This window comes from Acidisoma sp. (assembly GCF_035492295.1).
Classification (GTDB): domain Bacteria; phylum Pseudomonadota; class Alphaproteobacteria; order Acetobacterales; family Acetobacteraceae; genus Acidisoma.
In genome coordinates, this window is the sequence record NZ_DATJJK010000059.1 from 1 (window position 1) to 18,483 (window position 18,483).

Annotated in this window: 18 protein-coding genes; 9 read left to right on the forward strand and 9 right to left on the reverse strand. The window is 65.0% G+C overall.

From position 1 onward, the window contains the following. The 3 genes from VL752_RS04400 to VL752_RS04410 all read right to left on the reverse strand — a co-directional run. Positions 1-792, reverse strand: a 792-nt coding sequence (locus VL752_RS04400; RefSeq protein ID WP_325352555.1) for an FUSC family protein, incomplete at its 3' end; no start/stop codon positions are given. Beyond that, positions 789-1,814, reverse strand: coding sequence for an HlyD family secretion protein (locus tag VL752_RS04405; RefSeq protein ID WP_325352557.1), 1,026 nt, complete (start codon positions 1,812-1,814; stop codon positions 789-791). The genes VL752_RS04400 and VL752_RS04405, both read right to left, overlap by 4 nt. A 110-nt stretch (positions 1,815-1,924) precedes the next feature. Then, on the reverse strand, positions 1,925-4,303 hold the full coding sequence (locus VL752_RS04410) for a xanthine dehydrogenase family protein molybdopterin-binding subunit (RefSeq protein ID WP_325352559.1): 2,379 nt from the start codon (positions 4,301-4,303) through the stop codon (positions 1,925-1,927). A 127-nt stretch (positions 4,304-4,430) separates the two neighbouring features. On the opposite strand from VL752_RS04410, the gene VL752_RS04415 reads away from it, so the two are divergent. Then, positions 4,431-4,667 (forward strand): FmdB family zinc ribbon protein, encoded by a 237-nt coding sequence (locus VL752_RS04415; protein WP_325352561.1) that lies wholly within the window; start codon positions 4,431-4,433, stop codon positions 4,665-4,667. A gap of 438 nt (positions 4,668-5,105) precedes the next feature. Here the strand turns inward: VL752_RS04415 and rplS are convergent, their stop codons facing one another. The 6 genes from rplS to VL752_RS04445 all read right to left on the reverse strand — a co-directional run bounded on the left by rplS (position 5,106) and on the right by VL752_RS04445 (position 9,654). After that, entirely contained in the window at positions 5,106-5,513 is a 408-nt protein-coding gene (gene rplS / locus VL752_RS04420; protein ID WP_325352563.1) for a 50S ribosomal protein L19, read from the reverse strand. A 15-nt stretch (positions 5,514-5,528) separates the two neighbouring features. Then, positions 5,529-6,215, reverse strand: coding sequence for a tRNA (guanosine(37)-N1)-methyltransferase TrmD (trmD, locus tag VL752_RS04425; RefSeq protein ID WP_325352565.1), 687 nt, complete (start codon positions 6,213-6,215; stop codon positions 5,529-5,531). Continuing rightward, positions 6,212-6,745 (reverse strand): ribosome maturation factor RimM, encoded by a 534-nt coding sequence (rimM, locus tag VL752_RS04430; protein ID WP_325352567.1) that lies wholly within the window; start codon positions 6,743-6,745, stop codon positions 6,212-6,214. Before rimM ends, trmD begins: the two co-directional genes overlap by 4 nt. A 6-nt stretch (positions 6,746-6,751) precedes the next feature. Continuing rightward, the gene (gene rpsP, locus VL752_RS04435; RefSeq protein ID WP_325352569.1) at positions 6,752-7,093 is read right to left on the reverse strand and encodes a 30S ribosomal protein S16; all 342 of its coding nucleotides are present in this window, start codon (positions 7,091-7,093) and stop codon (positions 6,752-6,754) included. 71 nt (positions 7,094-7,164) lie between these two features. Beyond that, positions 7,165-8,571: a signal recognition particle protein gene (ffh, locus tag VL752_RS04440; RefSeq protein WP_325352571.1), complete on the reverse strand. Its 1,407-nt coding sequence runs from the start codon at positions 8,569-8,571 to the stop codon at positions 7,165-7,167. 135 nt (positions 8,572-8,706) lie between these two features. Beyond that, positions 8,707-9,654, reverse strand: coding sequence for an aldo/keto reductase (locus tag VL752_RS04445; protein ID WP_325352573.1), 948 nt, complete (start codon positions 9,652-9,654; stop codon positions 8,707-8,709). Between the two features lie 214 nt (positions 9,655-9,868). Between VL752_RS04445 and VL752_RS04450 the strand changes: the two genes are divergently transcribed. The 8 genes from VL752_RS04450 (at position 9,869) to VL752_RS04485 (ending at position 18,415) form a co-directional block, all read left to right on the forward strand. Beyond that, complete coding sequence (locus VL752_RS04450) at positions 9,869-10,762, forward strand: proline iminopeptidase-family hydrolase (RefSeq protein WP_325352575.1); 894 nt, start codon at positions 9,869-9,871, stop codon at positions 10,760-10,762. Positions 10,763-10,805: 43 nt separating this feature from the next. After that, a complete protein-coding gene (locus tag VL752_RS04455) occupies positions 10,806-12,470 on the forward strand; it encodes an ABC transporter substrate-binding protein (protein ID WP_325352577.1) in 1,665 nt (554 codons plus the stop codon). A gap of 153 nt (positions 12,471-12,623) precedes the next feature. Beyond that, entirely contained in the window at positions 12,624-13,658 is a 1,035-nt protein-coding gene (locus VL752_RS04460; RefSeq protein ID WP_325352579.1) for an ABC transporter permease, read from the forward strand. A gap of 6 nt (positions 13,659-13,664) precedes the next feature. Next, entirely contained in the window at positions 13,665-14,639 is a 975-nt protein-coding gene (locus VL752_RS04465; RefSeq protein ID WP_325352581.1) for an ABC transporter permease, read from the forward strand. After that, the gene (locus VL752_RS04470) at positions 14,629-15,672 is read left to right on the forward strand and encodes an ABC transporter ATP-binding protein (protein WP_325352583.1); all 1,044 of its coding nucleotides are present in this window, start codon (positions 14,629-14,631) and stop codon (positions 15,670-15,672) included. Before VL752_RS04465 ends, VL752_RS04470 begins: the two co-directional genes overlap by 11 nt. Then, positions 15,669-16,679, forward strand: coding sequence for an ABC transporter ATP-binding protein (locus VL752_RS04475; RefSeq protein ID WP_325352585.1), 1,011 nt, complete (start codon positions 15,669-15,671; stop codon positions 16,677-16,679). Before VL752_RS04470 ends, VL752_RS04475 begins: the two co-directional genes overlap by 4 nt. Next, positions 16,672-17,607 carry a heme-dependent oxidative N-demethylase family protein gene (locus VL752_RS04480; protein WP_325352587.1) on the forward strand — a complete coding sequence of 312 codons (936 nt, stop codon included), beginning with the start codon at positions 16,672-16,674 and terminating at the stop codon, positions 17,605-17,607. Before VL752_RS04475 ends, VL752_RS04480 begins: the two co-directional genes overlap by 8 nt. Continuing rightward, the gene (locus VL752_RS04485; protein ID WP_325352589.1) at positions 17,573-18,415 is read left to right on the forward strand and encodes a nitrilase-related carbon-nitrogen hydrolase; all 843 of its coding nucleotides are present in this window, start codon (positions 17,573-17,575) and stop codon (positions 18,413-18,415) included. The genes VL752_RS04480 and VL752_RS04485 overlap by 35 nt, the downstream gene beginning before the upstream one ends. Positions 18,416-18,483: the final 68 nt, after the last annotated feature.

Genomic DNA, 18,483 nt, shown 5'->3' on the forward strand with positions numbered 1-18,483 from the left:
GATGCGATGGGCGCCACGCTTCAAGATCATCTCCTGATCGGCCCGCGGATCAGTTCCCAGCGCGGGAAGCGCCATCACAGCCGTAATCGTCACGGCAATCTGCGCATCGCTCGGCACATGCAGCCATGCCCAGACCCAGGGAACCGTCACCACGGCGAGGGCCGCACGGATCGAATGCTCTGTCGCAGGCCATTGCGCATCCAGCAGATGCCGCCAGCCTGGATGGCTGTCGGCCGGGGGATCCGTCTCATCCAACGCGGCCAGCAGGGAGACCAACATGGCAGCCCCGGTGCCAACCGCGACCTCGGCCGTGCGGGAGGCCGCCACTTCCAATACGGAATAGGGATCGCTCAGACCGGTCATCAGCACCATGTCGACCGTCACAGCGGCCAGCATCCAGGCGTAGCCATGCGAGCTGACCAGGAGGCCCAGGATGCCGAACGTGCTGGTGACGAACATCAACAGCGTGACCAGCAGCGGATCGTCAACCAGCAGGGGACTCAACAGGACGACGGCCCCCGCACCGGCGACTGTCCCGATAATGCGTAGGACGCCTTTGCGCAGCGACGCAGGGGTGGTCGCCTGGGTCGCCATGAAACCGCTGATGGCCGCCCACCAGATGTCGTCCAGGTGCAGCGCCATCGCCAGAGTCGTTGCGACGGCGACGCTGGCGGTCGTCACGAAACAGGTGGTCGCACGTGGACCCGACAACCTTATGTCCAGCAGATCGCGATACAAAGCCGCGCCGATCGCCTGCCCGCCTGCCCCAGCGCGCCGCAGCATGCCGATCATGGCAGTATCAGCACCCGCGCATCAGCACCCATGTACAATACAAGATCAGGCGGCGGGTCGACCAAGGTCAGCGTCACCGGGAACCGCCGCTGCAACCGGATCCAATCCGTCGTCGGGGCGACATAGGGCAGCAAGCGGTTCGCCACGGGATTCCGGCTGATCCCGCGCGCCACCCCCTGCACGCGCGCCCGATAGAGATGCCACGGCTGCGAATCCAGCCAGATCCAGGCCGTATCCCCTGGCTTGAAGCCGCGAATGAAGCTCTGTTTGAAGTTGGCGGTGATGCGCCACGCATGGGCATCGACAATGCCGATCAGAGGCACGTCGGTTTGCGCGGTGTCTCCAACCCGTACTGTCAGGTTGGTGATCGTTCCGTCCGTCGGGGCGACGAGTTTCGTCCGCGCCAGTTGCCACTCGACCGTCGCCAATGCCGCGGCTGCGGAGACCTCGGCGGCCTGATGCATCGCCAGCATCGATCGTGCCCGGTCCGCTACGGCCTGGCTGGCCTGCAAACGAGCATCGGCCTGCCGTTGCTCATCCACGGCTTTCTGCACATCATCCCTCGAAACGTCCTGCGCCGTGCCCAGCACGTGCAGGCGTTGGTAATTCTCGTGGGCATAGGTCGCCGCCGCGGTGGCGGCATCGACCTCCGCCCGGGACGACGTGATCATATCAAGGTCGGCGGCAATCTGAGCCTTTGCCTCATTGACCTCGGCCCGGTGCTGATCCGCGGCAAATCGGAACGGAACAGGATCGATCGTGACCATCGGATCGCCAGCGGTGACGGACTGGTTGTCCATCACACTGACATCGACGATGCGCCCCGTGACCTGCGGGGCGACGCCGATGAGGTCCGATTGCACATACGCGTCCGACGTGTAGGCGATGAAGGAACTGGCGATCTCGTAGAGGATCACGATAAGGACCAGGATCGCCGCCGCGACGGCGATCCGCTGCGGGCGGGTCAGGCGTATGCGGCGTTTGCGCCGTACGGGCGCGTCGACGACACCATCCGTGCTCATCCGGCTTCCCCCTGCCGGACGCATTTTGCCATATCTCGAGCCAGGAGTGGAATTCACAGACATTGAGCCGCCAAGCGCGCGCTGCAACGCGCGCTCGGCGGCCGTTGTCGTTACGCGACCTTGGCTTTGGCTGCCTCGATCGCCTGCCAGATCGCCAGCGGCGTGGCCGGCATGTCGATATGGGTGATCCCATAGACCGACAGCGCATCCACCAGCGCGTTCATGACAGCCGGCAGCGCGCCGGCGCATCCGGCCTCACCGCAACCCTTCGCGCCCAACAGGTTGGTCTTCGCTGGCACGGGATGCGAGTAGAAGCCGAAGAACGGCGCGTTGTCGGCGCGCGGCAGGGCATAGTCCATGTACGACCCGGTCACGGGCTGGCCGGACTCGTCATAGACCACGTGTTCCAGGAAGCACTGGCCGATCCCCTGTACGATGCCGCCATGGGTCTGGCCCTCGACCAGCATCGGGTTCACGACCGTGCCGAAATCGCCCACCGCGATATATTCGACCACCTGGGCGACGCCGGTCTCCGGGTCGACCTCGACCTCCGCCACGTGGCACCCGTTCGGGAAAGCGAAGGGCGGGCCTTCGGCGACGTGGGAGACCGAGAGCGTTTGCGGCACGTCCTCGGGTAGCCTGATCTCGCCCTGCCGCAACCTCTCCGCAAGTTCCATGATCCCCACCGCGCGGTCTGTGCCGGTGATGCGGAAGCGGCCCTGACCACGGACGATCTCGAACTCGATGTCGGCTTCGGCGGCTTCCAGCGCATGGGCGGCGATCTTCATACCGCGCTCGCGCACTTTCTCGGCTCCCTCGATGATCGCGGTGCCGCTGGCCATCAGCGACTTCGACCCGCCGGTGCCACCGCCGGCCAGCAGTTCGTCGGAATCGCCTTGCAGCAGGTTGATCTTTTCGAACGGGATGCCGAGGCGCGAGGACAGCACCTGCGCGAACGCCGAGGCATGGCCCTGCCCATAGTCCAGCGTGCCGGTGATGATCGTCACGCTGCCATCGGCCTCGAAGCGGATGCCGCCCATTTCCTTGGCCGGCGGGCCGGTCACCTCCAGATACTGGCCGATGCCGATGCCCCGCAGCTTGCCGCGCTCCTGGCTTTCGCGGCGACGGCGCGAGAAGCCGTTCCAGTCCGCCTGCGTCAGCGCGTCATCCAGGACAGCGGGAAAGTCTCCGCTGTCATAGACGGTGCCGGCCGGCGTCTTATAGGGCATCTGCTCCGGCTGGATGTGGTTGCGGCGGCGGATCTCCGTCGGATCGATCCCCATTTCCCGAGCGGCGGTGTCGAGCAGGCGCTCGATGTAGTAGTTGCCTTCGGGACGGCCGGCGCCGCGATACGGACCGACAGGCGAAGTATTGGTGAAGATCGCCTTCGCCTGCACCAGTTGCAGGGGCGTCGCATACACGCCGATCGAGTTCTTTGTGATGTTGCCGGTCGGCTGCAGGACCGTTCCGTTGGAAAGGTAAGCGCCGATATTGCCATAGCCGGTGATGCGCAGGGCGAGGATCTTGCCGTCCTTGTCGAGGGCGACCTCCTGCTCCATGTCATGGTCGCGGCCGTGACTGTCGGACAGGAAGCTCTCGCTCCGCTCGTCCGTCCACTTCACCGGCCGTCCGAGGAGTTTGGCGGCGTAGAGGACCGCCGGGTATTCCGGATAGCAGGATGATTTCATTCCGAACGATCCGCCGACATTGCCGGTCAGGACCCGGATCTTGTCGACCGTCGCCTTCAGCGGGCCGGTCAGCGATTGGCGCATGTTGAACACGCCCTGGGAGCCGACGCGCAGCACCCAGCGCTCCGCCTCCTTGTCGTATTCGCCGATCGCCGATCGGGGCTCCATCGGACAGACGACGACGCGGGAGTTGCGTATCCGCAGCTTGGTCACATGCGCGGCCTGAGCGAAGGCGGCCTCGACCGCCGCGACGTCGCCGTGCTGGAAGTCCAGGATGACGTTGCCGGGAGTCACGTCATGCACCAGGGGCGCGCCGGGCGCCGCGGCCGACGTGGCATCGGTCACCGCCGGCAGGATGTCGATGTCGGCATAGATCGCCTCGGCCCCGTCCTTGGCCTGCTTCCTCGTCTCCGCCACCACGATCGCATACGGGTCACCGGCAAAGCGGACCTTGTCGGTGGTCAGGATCGGCTGTGTCGGCTTCGGCATGTCACTGCCGTCTTTGTTCTTGAACGCCGCCCCCGAGGGCATGTTGCCCATCCCCGCGTCGATCAGGTCCTGGCCGGTGAGCACCGCCAGCACGCCCGGCATCGCCTTCGCCGCCGTGGTGTCGATCGAGCGGATGATCCCGTGCGCGAAGCTGGACCGCACCATGACCGCGTAAGCTTGGCCGGGGCGGTTCAGGTCGTCGGAGTAGCGGCCCCGGCCCTGCAGCAGCACGGGGTCTTCCTTGCGGTGCACCGGTTGCCCGACGGCATACCGCTCCTCGACGAACTGGGTGAGATCCACTTGTCCGTTCATTCCGCCAATCCCATCATGTCTCTTGTGCTCTGCAAAATGACGCCGGATTTCCGGGTCGGCAACCCACTGTCTGGCATGGCGGACCGGCCAATGGCATGATGCCGGCCAATGGAAAGGAGGCGACGCTATGCCGACCTATGAATATGAGTGCCCCGATTGCGGGCCGTTCGCCGATATCCGTCCGATGGCGGAGTTCGATCTGCCGCAGCCCTGCCCGGATTGCTCGCAACCGGCGCCTCGGCTGCTGACCGCGCCGGCGCTGGGTGGTGGCGCGGAAGAGGCCAGCATGGGCGCCGCCCCCCGCTCGCATCCCGGTGGATGTGCCTGCTGCGCGCCGCGTCGGTTAGCTGCGGAGGCGGTTTAGGATGCGCTTCCCGGCGGGGTTGGGGGCTTGGAAGACGAGAAGAGTTTGAACGCAGATTTAGGCCGATGGACGCGAATGCACACGGATCGCTTGGATTGACCGATCCGGAGCCATGGCGGCGTCAGGTCGAGCGCATACCAAGTTTGGCCATAAACATTAAAGCGTGATGACTGTAGGCGGAATCGCCGGAAGTCTGAATCACGCGATCAAACAACGAGCTGGAGTGGGATGGCTGAGCGAAAGCGATGTCATCCCACTCTAGAGCACGGCACGATCCAGATCACCCAGCGATCTGCGTGCATTCGCGTCCATCGGCCTAAATCTGCGTTCAGACTCTTCTTCGCGCCCTCCGGCTCTAACGGCAGGCCGCCAACGACGGCGCCACGGGGCGGTCCCGCACGGACCAACCGCCGCCGCACTTCCCGGACGGGTGACGAATCACTCCGCCGCTTCGACCTCGGTGTCCTGCGCCGCCGCCGGTCCGGTCGTACGCGCCTTCTCGGCGATGCGGGCTGACTTGCCGCGACGATCACGCAGGTAATACAGCTTCGCCCGGCGCACATCGCCCCGGCGCACCACCGTGATATCGGCGATCGTCGGCGCATAGAGCGGGAACACGCGCTCCACCCCCTCGCCATACGAGATCTTCCGCACGGTGAAGTTGCTGTTGATACCTTTGTTCGAGCGGGCGATGCACACGCCTTCGAACGCCTGGGTGCGGGTGCGTTCACCCTCCACCACCTTCACAGACACACGCAGCGTGTCGCCCGGAATAAACTCCGGAACCGGTCGCGCTTCCTTCAGTTTCGCCATCTGCTCGGCTTCGAGCTTCTGAAGAATGTTCATCCGTCTTATCCTTTCCTAATGCTTCGTGGCGCTGGCCCAGAGATCCGGCCTGCGCTCACGGGTGATTCGTTCCGATTCCTGGCGGCGCCACGCCGCAACCTCGGCATGGTGTCCGGACAGCAATACGTCTGGCACCGCGCGCCCCTGCCACTCGGCGGGGCGGGTGTAGTGTGGGTATTCCAGCATGCTGCCGCTGAAGCTTTCCTCATCCGCGCTTTCGGCCGCGCCCATCACGCCCGGCAACAGCCGGACGATGCTGTCCAGCAGCACCATCGCCGCGAGTTCGCCGCCCGACAGCACATAGTCGCCGATGCTGACCTCCTGCATCTGTCGCGCATCGATGACGCGCTGATCGATACCTTCGTAACGACCGCAGACGAGAATCACGCCCGCCCCAGTGGCGAAGTCGCGCGCCGCCGGCTGGATGAACGGCTGGCCGCGCGGCGTCAGGCAGATGATGGGCCGCCCGTCCGCGACCGTATCGACCGCCGCGTCGACGATATCCGGCCGCAGCACCATGCCCGCCCCGCCGCCAAACGGCGTGTCGTCCACCGTCCGATGCCGGTCGGTCGCAAAGTCACGGATATTCGTTACATCCAGCGACCAGAGACCTTTTTCCAGCGCGCGGCCTGCCAAGGATTGCCCAAGCGGACCGGGGAACATCGCGGGGAACAGCGTCAGGATGGAGGCGCGCCAGGTCATGCCACGTTCTTCTCCGCCGCGACGATCTCATCCGGAGGCACCACCACGACCTTGCCGCCTTCGATATCCACGTTCGGCACGCAGGCCTTGGTGAATGGCACGATCAGCGGCGCGCCGGTGGCTTGAGGAATTTCCAGGCTCGCGCCGGCGCCGTAGTCATGTACGACCTCCACCACGCCGAGGTCCCGCCCATCGGCGCCGACGGCCCGCAAGCCCATCAGGTCGGTGACGTAGAACTCCTCATCGTCAGCCGGCGGCAAGGCCGACCGGTCGATGAACAGACGCGTGTTGGTCAATTTCTCGGCCACGGTGCGATCGGTGACGCGAGCCTCCTGACCATCGACCAGGCGGGATATCTCGGCGATGCCGTCGCCTTTCCAGCGCAGGGCATAGAACCGCCCCTCCGCGTCGGACAAAGGTCCATACGCGGTCAGATCGGACGGATCGGCAGTATGGCTGGTCACCTTCACCAGCCCCCGGACGCCGTGCGCCCGGCCGATCACACCTACCTGGATGCGGCTCTCCGGCATGCGTCGTTACGCAGCCGCTTCGGCCGCGGCCTTGGCCCGTTCCTGCGCCTTCTTCTTCGGCGCGGACTGGTGCGGCTGCTCATTCCACGCCGGCATCGGAATCAGCTCGGCCTTGCCGAGGAAGCGGGCCACACGGTCCGTCGGGACGGCGCCGTGGTGAAGCCAATGCTCCAGCCGTTCCGTCTGCAGGCGGATGCGATCGGTATGTTCGGCCGGCAGCATCGGGTTGTAGCTGCCCACCTTCTCGATGAAGCGGCCATCACGCGGGCTGCGGCTGTCCGCGATCACGATGTGATAGAAGGGGCGCTTGTGGGCGCCCGCGCGGGCCAGCCGGATCTTGAGGGACATGTTCGGTTAGTCTCCGTTGGTGGTTGAGGCTGCCGGGCAGCGCGCGCCGCCCGGCAAAGGGTTAAAAACTGTCAGAAGGGCCGGCGCCCGCCGGGCTTGCCGAGGCCGCCCATGCCGCCGCCGCCCATGCCGCCCATCAGGGCGCCGAGGCCGCCGCGCATCAGGCCCTTCTGGCCGAGCTTGTTCATGCGTTTCATCATCGTCGTCATCTGCTCGAACTGCTTGAGCAGTTGGTTGACTTCCTGGACCGACGAACCGGCACCAGCGGCAATGCGCTTCTTGCGGCTCGCTTTGATGATGTCAGGGTCGCGCCGTTCCTTGACCGTCATGGAGCTGATGATCGCTGCCTGACGCTTGAGAATCTTGGTGTCGAGATTGGCGCCGTTGAGCTGTTCCTTGATCTTGCCCATGCCCGGCAGCATGCCCATGATTCCGGAGAGCGAGCCCATCTTGGAAATCTGCTTAAGCTGGTTCGCATAGTCCTCGAGGTCGAACTTGCCCTTGGCCATCTTGGCGGCAAGCTTCTCGGCCTCTTCCTTGTCGATCGTCTCGGCGGCCTTCTCGACCAGGCTGACGATATCGCCCATGCCGAGGATGCGGCTGGCGACGCGTTCCGGGTGGAAGGCTTCCAGCGCGTCCAGCTTCTCTCCCGACCCCGTGAGCTTGATCGGCGCGCCGGTGATGGCACGCATGGAGAGAGCGGCACCGCCGCGGGCGTCACCGTCCATGCGGGTCAGGACGATGCCGGTGACACCCAGGGCCTCGTTGAAGGCACGAGCGGTGTTCACCGCGTCCTGGCCGGTCATGGCATCGACCACGAGCAGCGTCTCGGCCGGGTTGGTGACGTCGCGGATGGCGCGGACCTCGGCCATCAGCTCCTCGTCGATCGAGAGGCGGCCGGCGGTGTCGAGAATGACGATATCGAAGCCTTCGCGGCGCCCGGCGTCCATGGCGCGCTCGGCGATCTGCACCGGCGTCTGGCCCTGGATGATGGGCAGCGAGGAGACCTCGGCCCGCTCCGCGAGCTGGGCGAGCTGCAGCTGGGCCGCGGGCCGCTGGGTATCGAGGCTCGCGAGGAGGATGCGCTTCCGCTCCTTGGTACGGAGCATGAGCGCGATCTTGCCGGCGGTCGTGGTTTTGCCGGAGCCCTGGAGGCCGACCATGAGGACGGGCACCGGGGCAGGGACGTTGAGGTTAAGTGGAACGGCGCCTTCGCCGCCCAGGGATTCCACCAAGACGTCATTGACGATCTTGATGACCTGCTGGCCGGGGGTGACGGAGCGCAGCACTTCCACACCGACCGCCCGTTCCCGCACCTTGGTGACAAAGTCCTTCACCACCGGCAGGGCAACGTCAGCCTCCAGCAGCGCCAGGCGCACTTCGCGCATGGCCTCCAGCACGTCCGTCTCGCTCAACGCACCCCGGCCGCGCAGGCGGTCGAAGACGGAGGAGAGTCGATTGGAGAGGCTTTCGAACATCCGACTTCCCAAAACAAAGCGCGCCGCTGCGCGAACACTCGCGGAGCGACGGACTAGAGAGCCGGGCTTCTGCCCCCGGACAGGGTGAGAGTCAAGGATGTGCTGCTGAGGTCAGCAGCACATCCGGGTTGCGCCTCAGGCGCTGGCCGCGTCGAGCGCCGCAATCTGGCCCGCGGAGAGGGACAGCGTGCAGGCCTTGATGAGATCGCCCATCTGCTCGGGGCGGGAAGCGCTGGCGATGGGCGCGGTAATCGAGGGTCGGGCCATCAGCCAGGCGAGCGCCACCTGTGCCGGCGTAGCGCCGGTCTCAGCCGCGACGGCATCGAGCGCGGCCAAAACCTTGGGGCCGCGGCCCTCCAGGTATTTCGCCACACCCTGGCCGCGCGCCGCACTTTTCCCAAGATCGGCCGCGGACCGGTATTTCCCGGTCAGGAAGCCGGCGGCCAGCGAGTAATAAGGGATCACGCCCAGCCCTTCCTTGAGGCAGACTGCTTCCAGCGCGTCCTCGAACAGCGGACGTTCGACCAGGTTGTAATGCGGCTGCAGCGCGACATAGCGCGGCAATCCGTTCGCGTCGCTCACCTTCAGCGCCTCTTGCAGGCGCGCGGCCGAGTAGTTGGAGGCGCCGATCGCGCGAACCTTGCCGGCCTTGATGAGGTCCGCGAACGCGCTCAGCGTTTCCTCGAGTGGCGTCGACTCGTCGTCCTTGTGCGATTGGTAGAGGTCGATCACATCGGTTCGCAGCCGCTTCAACGAGCGCTCGACCGACGTCTTGATCCAGGCGGCGGAAAGCCCTTTGCCGTCCGGCATGTCCATCCCGACCTTGGTCATGATCTGGAGCTTGTCGCGGCCGCCACGGGCTGCGAGCCAATTGCCGATCACGGTTTCCGACTCGCCGCCCTTATGGCCGGGCGCCCAGACGGAATACATGTCGGCGGTATCGATGGCCGTCAGTCCGGCATCGGCGAGTACGTCGAGCAGTTTGAAAGACGTCGCCTCGTCTGCCGACCAGCCGAAGACATTGCCGCCGAAAACCAGCGGCGGGATGCTGATACCGGATTGTCCGAGCTGTCTTTTTTCCATGGCCGCAGGTCTCCTCGCGTATGAATGGTGCCCCAGCACATAGGAGAGCAGGCCTTCTCTTGAGGCGTCCTGCGGACGGGTGGCCGGCCTGCTGAAATTGGCGGGCTGGTGGAACGGGTCTTGCTTCCAATCCCTCATGGTGTGCATAGACCCGCTGGCCGGGCGCCCCGCAACAGACGCCGAGAAGGCGCCGCCCAGGTTGGATAGAGGTTCCATGGATTTTACCGAAGGCTATGTCGAAGGTCCCTACGGCCGCACCTGGTACAAGGTGTCAGGCCCCCTTCAGGGGGGGAAGCCGCCCCTCGTCATCCTCCATGGCGGCCCCGGTTGCACCCACGACTATGTCGATAGCTTCAAGGACCTGGCGGCCACCGGCCGCGCCGTCATTCACTACGACCAACTTGGTAACGGCCGCTCCACTCATCTTCCCGAGCGCGCGGGCCAAGGCGATTTCTGGACCGTCGATCTTTTTCTGGGCGAGCTGAACCGGCTGACCGCCCATCTCGGCATCGCTGAAAAGTACGACCTGCTGGGCCAGTCCTGGGGCGGCATGCTGGGCGCGGAACACGCCGTGCTTCAACCGAAGGGCCTGCGTCGTCTCGTCATCGCCAATTCCCCGGCCTCTTTGAAAACCTGGGTCGAGGAAGCCAACCGTCTGCGCCGCGATTTGCCGCAGGACATCCAGGATGCGCTGACCCGAAACGAAGAGGCCGGCACGATCGACAGCGAGGACTATCAGAAGGCCTCCGCCGCCTTTTATGCCCTGCATGTCTGCCGCGTGCAGCCGATGCCGCCCGAGGTGCAGCGCACCTTCGATGCCATCGCCGCCGATCCGACCGTCTACCACACGATGAATGGGCCGACGGAATTCCACGTCATCGGCTCCATGAAAGGCTGGACGATCGAAAGCCGACTGCACCAGATCATCGTCCCTACGCTGCTCATTTCCGGCCGGCATGATGAGGCAACGCCGCTCTGCGTGCAGCCCTATGCCGACCATATTCCCGATGTCCGCTGGCGTATCTTTGAGCACTCCAGCCACATGCCGCATGTCGAGGAAAAGGACGCGTGCCTGAGCGCCGTCGCTGACTTCCTGGATGCGGCCTAAGCTTCCTCCGTCAAACCTTCGACCGAACAACCCGGAGAGACCGATGACATTGCGACGATGGCTCCATGGCTCCGCCCTTGCTCTGACCGCGGCAGCCGGCCTTGCCCTGGGCGGTACCGCGCAGGCGGCCGACCACATGGGGGGCACGCTGAAGCTCACCGCTTCCTCCGCGGCGGGCACCATTGATCCGCAGATCAACTACACCAGTGAATTCTGGTCCGTCCTCGTCCTGACCAATGACGGTCTGATCTCCTTCAAGAAGACATCGGGCGCGGCCAGTAACGACCTGGTGGCGGACCTCGCCACTGAAATTCCGAAGCCCGAGGACGGCGGCAAGACCTATGTCTTCACGCTGCGGAAGGGTGTGAAGTTCTCCAACGGCAAGGATGTCACACCGGAAGACGTGGTTGCGAGCTTCCAGCGCATCTTCAAGGTCAGCAACCCGAATGCGGGCTCCTGGTACAACGGCATCGTGGGGGCGGACGCCTGCCTCAAGACGCCGGCAACCTGCACGCTCGCGGGCGGGGTCGTGGCCGATGACGCCGCCAACACCGTCACCTTCCACCTGACCGCGCCGGATTCGGAATTCTTCTACAAGCTGGCGACGCCGTTCGCCGCCATCCTGCCGGCCGATACCCCCGCCAAGGATCTCGGCACCACGCCCGCCGCCGCGACCGGCCCTTACATGATCACCAGCTACGATCCGCAGAAGGAAATGATCCTGAAGCGGAACCCGAACTTCAAGGTGTTCAGCAAGGAGGCGCAGCCCCAGGCCTATGCGGACGAGATCGACTACAGCTTCGGCGCCAAGCCGGAAGACGAAGTGACGGCGATCGAGAATGGCCAGGCTGACTGGATGTTCGACAGCCCGCCGTCCGACCGTCTGCCGGAAATGGCATCGAAATTCCCGAGCCAGATTCACATCAACCCGCTCTTCGCCATCTTCTACGCGCCGATGAACGTCAATCTTGCGCCGTTCAACAACAAGGACGCGCGTCTCGCGGTCAACTACGCCTTCAACCGCAAGTCCGCCGTGAACATCTATGGCGGCCCGCGCCTTGCCGTGCCGAACTGCCAGATCCTGCCGCCCGGCTTCCCTGGCTACAAGGCCTATTGCCCCTATACCAAGACCCCCGGTGCCAAATGGTCCGCGCCTGACATGGCCAAGGCCAAGGAGCTGATGAAGGCTTCCGGCCAGATCGGCCAGAAGGTGACGGTGATCGCGGATGACCAGAACGTCGATCCGGCGCTCGGCACCTATCTCGTCAGCGTGCTCAACGAGCTGGGCTTTAAGGCGACGCTCAAGGTGATCTCGGGCAACATCCAGTTCACCTACATCCAGAACACCAAGAACAACGTTCAGATCAGCGTCAGCCAGTGGTACCAGGATTATCCGGCCGCCTCTGACTTCATCAACGTGCTGCTGAGCTGCGGTTCCTTCCATCCGGGTTCGGATGCCTCGATCAATATCTCGGGCTTCTGCGACAAGTCGCTCGATGCCGAGATGCAGAAGAACCTGATCACGGCGGTGACTGACCAGAAGGCTGCCAATGCCGAATGGGCCAAGCTTGACGCGGCCTACACGGATCAGGCGCCTTGGGTGACGATGTTCACGCCCAAGCAACTGGACTTCGTTTCCAAGCGCCTCGGTCACTTCACCTTCAGTGACCAGTTCCACATGCTGTATTCTCAGGTCTGGGTGCAGTAATCACCTCGGACCCGTTTCCGACGATGGCATCCTTGTTCGGATGCAAGACGAAGGGCAGGGCGGCGCCAGCCGCCCTGCCGGCTTCGGCCAGCCTCATGAGGCCCCATTCCATGTTAGTCTCGACCGTCCGCCCGCTTTGGGAGGCCATGCACCATGTCTGATTCCGCCGTCGACGGCCAAGCGCCGGCCAGTGTGCCACAGAAGGCGGAAGGCCCCTGGGCGGCCGGCTTGCGCAAGCTTCGCCAGGACCGTACCGCCATGGGCGCCGTCATCGTCCTCCTGATCATCATCGTCGCCTGCTGCGCCGCGCCGCTTTATGCGCAGCACGTGTCCCAGACCAATCCCTTCCAGTCCAATCTCGACGGGACGATTACGCTCGGCGGCCAGGACGTCGATATCATGCAGGCGGACAGCGCCGGTCTCGGCCTCGGCGTCACACCAATCGGGCCCACCTGGCACGGCCAGTATTTCCTGGGTGCGGACAATCAGGGCCGCGACGTCGCCGCCCGCATGCTCTATGGCGGCCAAAATTCTCTGGTCATCTCCTTCTTCGCGACCATCGTGACGCTGGTGCTCGCGGCCCTCGTCGGGACGGTCGCGGGTTTCATCGGCGGCTGGACGGATACCGTTCTCGCGCGGCTGCTCGATGTGCTTTGGGCCTTTCCGATCTATCTTCTCGCGATTTCGCTTTCGATCGTGCTGATCAGCAAGGGCTTGCAGATCGGGCCGTTCAATATCCCGTCCAACAGCCTGTTGCTCCCGATCCTGATCATCGGCATCGTCTATGTGCCTTATGTCGCGCGGCCGATCCGCGGCCAGGTCATGTCGCTGACGCGCAGCGATTTCGTGCTCGCCGCCCGCTGCCTCGGCGTGCCGGCGCCCCGCGTTCTGTTCCGGGACATCTTGCCCAACGTGACGACGACGCTGATCGTTTTCGCGCCGCTCATGATGGCGCTCAACATGCTGACGGAATCGGCGCTGTCCTTCCTGTCGATCGGCGTGCAGCCGCCTTTCGCCAGCTGGGGCACGATCATCCAGGATGGCGAGGATCTGCTCTATACCCAGCCCATGGTGGCGATCGCGCCGGGGCTTGCCATCATCATCACCGTGCTCGCGCTGAACTTCCTGGGTGATGGCGTGCGCGATGCCTTCGATCCGCGCGCCAAGCTGCGCGTGAAGAAGGGTTAGGGCGCCATGTTCTTTCCCGTCATCCGCCGTCTCGGCGAAATGCTGTTCGTCATGTTCGGCATCAGCGTCGTCGTCTTCCTTATTTTCTTCGCGACCCCGGGTGCCGACCCCGCCGCCCGCATCGCCGGCCGCAACGCGACACCCCAGGTGCTGGCCCAGGTCCGCCACTCCTTCGGCTTCGATCAGCCATTGCCCGTGCAATATGTGAAGGTGATGGAGAAGCTCTTCGTGAGCCGCGATCTCACCTCCTTCGTCAATCGCGGCGAAAAGGTGATCCCGGCGGTGGTGGAAGCAGCCCCCGTCACCCTCTCTCTCGTGCTGGGTGCGGCCGTCATCTGGGTGGTCTTCGGCATCTGGGTCGGTGTCACGGCTGCGGCCACGCGCGGCACCATCATCGACCGGGCCCTGATGTTCGCAGGGCTCGTGGGCATTTCCATGCCGGTCTTCTGGGTGGGATCCGTCGCCAACCTCCTCACCCAGTCCCGCTGGCACAATACCTGGCTGTTCCACTGGGTACCGGGTCTCGGCTACACGCCTTTGACCCAGCATCCGCTGCTCTGGTTCAAGGGGCTGGTCATCCCCTGGATCACCCTCGCCATCCTCTATATCGGCCTCTATGGCCGCGTGCTCCGCGCCAATCTGGTCGAAGCCTATCAGGAGGATTTCATCCGCACCGCGCGGGCCAAGGGCCTCTCGGAAGCGCGGATCATGTTCCGTCACGCGCTGCGCACCTCGCTGATCACCTTCGTCTCGATGTTCGGGCTCGATTTCGGTGCGCTGGTCGGCGGTGGCGCGCTGCTGACGGAGGTGGTGTTCAACCTCCCTGGCGTGGGTCGGCTGACCTATCTGGCGCTACAGAGCCTTGACCTGCCCTTCATCATGGCAACGGTCATGTATTCCTCCTTCTTTGTCGTTGTCGCCAATGCGCTGGTCGACATCGCCTATGCCTGGCTCGATCCGAGAGTGCGTGATGCCCGCTGACCAGACACAGACCACGGCGAAGACCCTGCTGGACGTGCAGGATCTCTGCGTCTCCTTCCGTTCCGAGGGCGGCCTCATCCGCATTCTGGAGAACGTTTCCTTTACGGTGAGGGAGCGCGAGATTCTTGCGATCGTCGGCGAGTCCGGCTCCGGCAAGAGCATGACCTCGCTCGCCGTCATGCGGCTCATCACCGATCCCAATGCCGTCATCACCGGCTCCATCCGCTACAAGGGGCGGGACCTTTTGCAGGCGAGCGAGCGGGAAATGCGCAGCCTGCGGGGCAGCGACATCGCCATGATCTTCCAGGACCCGATGACCGCGATGACGCCGGTCTATACCATCGGCTGGCAGATCGAAGAGCAGTTGCGTGCGCATCAGAAGCTCAGCCGCCGTGCCGCCCGGGCGCGGGCGGTGGAGCTTCTGGGCGAGATGGGCGTGCCGTCCCCCGCAAAGGTCGCCGGGCGCTATCCGCATCAGCTTTCGGGTGGGCTTCGCCAACGCGCCATGATCGCCATGGCGCTGTCCTGCAATCCGTCTTTGCTCATCGCGGATGAGCCGACGACCGCGCTGGACGTCACCGTGCAGGCGCAGATCCTGGAACTCATCCAGCGGCTGCGTGCGGATTTCGGCTCCTCGGTCATCTTCATCACCCACGACATGGGCGTGGTCGCGACCGTGTCGGACCGGGTGATGGTCATGTATGCCGGCATCATCGCCGAGCGTGGACCGAAGCCCGCCGTGCTCGGGGGCCCGCAGCACCCCTATACGCTTGGCCTGCTCCATTCCATCCCACCCATGCATGGGGTGCGGCCGCACCGGCTGCCGTCGATCCCTGGCAGTCCGCCCGCGCCCATGGGCCGCCCTGCCGGCTGCGCCTTCCAGCCGCGCTGCGATTTCCGGATGGATATCTGTGCCACGAGACCGCCGCTGTTCCACAACGGTACCCAGGAAGCCTCCTGCTGGCTGGCCGAAAAGGGTGCGCCGGACTGGGCGCGTGAGCGGGCCATCCGTGCCGCGGGAGACGCCGCATGAGCGAGCAGATGACCAAGCCCAAATCCATGCTGCAAGCGGCGGGCCTGTCCAAGACCTTCAGGCTTGGCAGCCGTTTTCGCGCTGGCGGCATCCAGCATCTGCAGGCGCTTAAGGATGTCTCTGTCGAAGTGCAGACCGGGGAGATCCTTGGCCTGGTCGGCGAATCCGGCTGCGGCAAATCCACCCTCGGCCGCTGCCTGCTGCGCCTCTACGACATCGACGACGGGCGCATCACCTTCAAGGACCGCGATATCTCGCATCTCAGCCAGCGGGAGTTACGCCCGCTGCGTGCCGACATGCAGATGGTTTTCCAGGATCCCTATTCCTCGCTTAACCCGCGCCGGCGGGTACGGGATCTCATCGCCGAGCCTCTGCGCGTCCACGGCCGACATTCGGAGCGGGACGTTCAGGCGCGCCTGCGCGAACTCATGGAACTGGTGAACCTCTCGCCTGATTTCCTCTCGCGCTTTCCGCATGAATTCTCCGGCGGCCAGCGTCAGCGCATCGGCATCGCGCGGGCCATCGCCCTCTCCCCCAGCCTGATCGTGGCGGATGAGCCGGTCTCGGCACTCGATGTGTCGGTGCAGGCGCAGATCGTGAACCTCTTTATGGATCTGCAGGAGAAACTCGGCCTCACCTATGTCTTCATCGCGCATGATCTCTCGGTCGTCCGGCAAATCGCCACGCGCACGGCGGTGATGTATCTCGGCAGCATCGTCGAACTGGGCGAGACCGACGAGGTGCTGCACCGGCCGGCACATCCGTACACGGCGGCGCTCATTTCCGCCGTGCCGGAGGCCGATGCTTCGGGCCGGATAAAGGCGCGCACGATCCTCAAGGGCGAACCGCCGAGCCCCACCAACCCGCCGCCGGGCTGCCGCTTCCATACGCGCTGCCCGATCGCGCAGGAGCGCTGCCGGGTCGAGGTGCCGCGCCTCATGCCGCTCGGCCATAACCGCTCGGTCGCCTGCCACTTCCCGCTCCAAGGATCCGCCGGACATGCCTGATCAGGCCCTGCCGCCGCCCGCGCTGCATCTTCCCTATGAGGACGGGCCGCACCGGATGGTGATGGGCCTTGCGGCGATCCAGGAGCCGCAATGGCTGGAATGGGATTCCCGCGCACCCCTTCAGATCGCGGAGCGGCAGCGCCTTCTCCGCGAAAAGCGGTCGGCCGTGCTGGCCGATACCCCGGGGTCGGAGCTCGCCTGCACTGAGATGCGAGATGTGCTCGCCGCGTGGCTGGCCCAACACAGGCCCGGCTGGCAGCGGCCATCCCAGCCTGCGGATGGGCATCCGCTGGGCGAGATCGCGCCCTGGGCTGTGGAAGATTTCTGTCTCATGCGGCCGGGCCCGGAAGGCCCCGTGCTGATCGCCGCCATCCTCTGCTTTCCCAGCCGCTGGCGGCTCGCGGAGAAAATCGGCCGGCCGATGCAGACGATCCACCAATTCGTGCCGGGTTACGGCGAGACGCTGGGCCGGCCAGTGGACCGTTTTCTTGGCGCGCTGAAGGAAGGGCGCCTCGCCACGCGCCACAACTGGTCCATCCACGAAGACCCCGCACTCTACCAGCCGACCGGCCATGGCATGACGGATCATGATCCCTCCATCACCGCCGAGAACGCGGGGGAGACGCTGTGGCTGCGGGTCGAACGGCAGACGTTCCGCCTGCTGCCCGAAAGCCGTGTGATTGCCTTCGGCATCGGCACCCATGTGACGCCGCTGGCTGAGGTCGTCGCCGTGCCGGGGGAGGCGGCGCGCCTTGCCGCTGCCGTCCGTGCGCTGCCAGCGGAGATGGAGCGCTACAAAAGCCTCCGTCCCTATCGTCGTGCTCTGCTAGATTATCTCGATCGCAACACGATGGAGGCGGCGGGTGAGGGAAGTCACGGTCGCGGCAACGCAGATGGCGTCGACCTGGGATCTGCCGGCCAATCTTGACCGGGCCGAGCGGCTGGTCAGGCAGGCGGCGGGGCAGGGCGCTCAGGTCGTTTTGATGGGCGAACTATTCGCGACGCCTCATTTCTGTCAGGACCAGTTGGCCAGCTTCTTCGATCTGGCGAGGCCCTTCCAAAGCCATCCCGTGTTGCTGCGCTTTGCCGATCTCGCGCGGGAACTGGGGGTCGTGTTGCCAGTGAGTTTCTTTGAACGCTCCGGCCCCACGTTCTACAATTCGGTGACGGTGATCGACGCCGATGGCGCCATGCTCGGCATCTATCGCGAGAGTCATATCCCCGATGGGCCGGGCTATGCCGGCAAATTCTATTTCTCGCCTGGCGACACTGGCTTCCAGGCCTGGGATACGGCGGTCGGGCGCATCGGCGTCGGCATCGGCTGGGACCAGTGGTTTCCTGAAAGCGCCCGCGCCATGGCCTTGAAGGGGGCGGAAATCCTGCTCTACCCGACCGCGATGAGCGCGACGGCGCCCGAAAGCGTGCCGGATCGCCTGGCCCATTGGCGGCGGGTGCTGCAAGGCCAGGCGGCCGCGAATATGATGCCCGTCGTCGCCGCCAATCGCATCGGTCTCGAAGAGGGGCGGGAGGGCACCTCGCGCAGCTTCTGCGGCGGCTCCTTCGTGGCGGGCCCTTGGGGCGAAATCCTGGCCGAGGCCGACGACGCGAGCGAGGCCGTGATTCTTGCCAAGCTTGATCTCGAGACCTGGCACATCCAACGCTCTGGCTGGGGTTTGTTCCGTGACCGCCGGCCCGATCTCTACCGCAGCCTGCTCAGCCTGGACGGGCGGGAATAGCCGCCGCCGCCCCTCGCACCCTTGCTTCGCGCGCGGTTTTGGGTTCGTCTGCGGCGGCCAGCCGAGAG